Genomic DNA, 1,912 nt, shown 5'->3' with positions numbered 1-1,912 from the left:
GTATTCGTCCGGAATCCGCTTGCCAAGATACAGTTTGGAAATCTCGGGGGCTGCCTCGCGACCAACAAACCCGATGCGGCCCGGCTCACCCGAACGCCCCGGAAAGTTTTCAGACGTCGCCGGTAACCACTTCTCCGGAACAAAAACGCCTTTGATCACGCCCTTTTCTATGGCTAAAACCAGTTCGGCCTGCATCGCGCGCTTTTTACTGAGTTTCCAGGCATACCTAACCGCATCATAGGGACCGCGCTCTGACGCAGTTCGATTTACGCTGATCAACAATGCCCGATGTTTGAAATCGGCTTTCTCCGCATTGTAGGCCGCTATGATCTCCTTCGCATGCATGGCGCCTCGGTCACCACTATCCTTGCCTCCGACTGAATTCGTCAGCCCCGGGTAGGCGTCGATTAAAGCTGCCTCTACTTCCGCAGCTGTCTCGACATCTAAGCCATGCCGGTGTACGACATGAGCCACCTCGAAACCCGCCAACCGGATCTCGCGTATCTTTTTCAGTTTGTCGCTCGCTTCATCTGCATTTGCTCCCAGTTCCTCCCTGATATGGGAAAATAGCCGGTTGCCTACTCCGCGCCCTACATAGAACGTTTCTCCGTTTCTCGGATCAATCAATCGGTAGACATAATTGTTAAGTACATCAATAACTTCGCTTGAAAACTTTTCCATTGTTACTGCCTTGTTTGCTATTTTTAGTGTCTTTCGAGGATCTTGCGGAGCTAATCATCGTCCAGAGCTATCGCCTGGATTTCCCTCCAGCTCACGGGTGACGAATTCCAGAACATCAAAAGGCCGCCTCCCCAAGGCGTAGTGTTCGTCCACAGCATACGCCATGCCCTCCAACGGCATGTTATCGTATCCATACCGCTCAAGTTCATACCGATAACGGTGTAGAAACGAATCCACACCCAGTAGCTTCCACTGGGCGGCATGCACCAGTTCATGAATATGGAGTCGCAGATTATTTTTTGCGGTCGGTAACACGTAATACGTGTTTCCCAGAGTGAGGCCGGCCGGGTTCTGTTCATACAAATCAGTGAATCCGGCCTCCTCCAAAAACTGGTAGGCGGGCATGGGTACTTTCGGGACAACTACATAGTAAGTCTCAGCCAGAAAGTTCTGCGGGAAATATCCGGCAAATGAATCACTGAATTCCGCGCAGCTTTGTCTGTCACCCTCGAATTGGCGATTCATTAACGTCATCCAATCCACTAGCATCTGGATCATTCCCTACTCCTTCCCATCTGAAAACTAATAGCTCATTTGGACATACTGCCCCGACATCTCGTGTCGCTTCTGTTCATTATGATTCTGGAAATTGCAAATTTAGGAGCACATCATGCGCAGAATCGCGGTCGTAGGGTCCCGAAGTTTTGCTGACTATGAACACTTGCGCAGGGTTCTTCAGGCTTGGTTACCCGCTGAAATTATTTCAGGAGGAGCACAGGGAGCCGACACGCTAGCGCAGCGACTAGCTCAAGATGAGAATCTGCCAATCACTGTCATCAAACCGGACTGGAGACAGTTCGGTCGTGCTGCCGGCCCTATCAGGAATCGAGCCATTGTGGATGCCTCTGATATGGTTGTCGCGTTCTGGGACGGCCAGTCACGAGGGACAGCGTCTACCCTTGAATATGCGCGCTCCAAGAACATACCGGTATTGGTTGAATGGGTAGACAGAAATTATTCGTGAAAACCTGATTGCATTGATAGAGATTAACGGCCGACGCTTTCTTGAATGCGAGGACGATTGGGAAGCAGAAATTTTAGAGTGGCAGACGATCGTTGCAATTTTCGAGTACACATTGGAAGAAGACTATTCACTGCCGGATTATGACCTGGAAGCGATTCTAACCGCCGAAGATGACGATTCACCTGGCGTTCCAGAAATCGGTTGTGA

The 1,912-nt window shown here is 50.5% G+C and carries 4 protein-coding genes; 2 read left to right on the top strand and 2 right to left on the bottom strand.

The features are described 5' to 3' along the window. Both QPL95_RS18485 and QPL95_RS18480 read right to left on the bottom strand, forming a co-directional pair. Window positions 1-681 (bottom strand): hypothetical protein (locus QPL95_RS18485; protein WP_303292372.1); only part of this gene is annotated, 681 nt, incomplete at its 3' end. Between the two features lie 54 nt (window positions 682-735). After that, a complete protein-coding gene (locus QPL95_RS18480; protein ID WP_273044090.1) occupies window positions 736-1,239 on the bottom strand; it encodes a hypothetical protein in 504 nt (167 codons plus the stop codon). A 112-nt stretch (window positions 1,240-1,351) separates the two neighbouring features. On the opposite strand from QPL95_RS18480, the gene QPL95_RS18475 reads away from it, so the two are divergent. Beyond that, on the top strand, window positions 1,352-1,705 hold the full coding sequence (locus QPL95_RS18475) for an SLOG family protein (protein ID WP_273044088.1): 354 nt from the start codon (window positions 1,352-1,354) through the stop codon (window positions 1,703-1,705). Between the two features lie 13 nt (window positions 1,706-1,718). Next, a partial coding sequence (locus QPL95_RS18470; RefSeq protein ID WP_303292371.1) for a hypothetical protein occupies window positions 1,719-1,912 on the top strand: 194 nt, incomplete at its 3' end.

The organism is Marinobacter sp. SS5-14b (assembly GCF_030541005.1).
GTDB lineage: Bacteria > Pseudomonadota > Gammaproteobacteria > Pseudomonadales > Oleiphilaceae > Marinobacter.
This window is presented reverse-complemented; position numbering and strand designations above follow the sequence as displayed.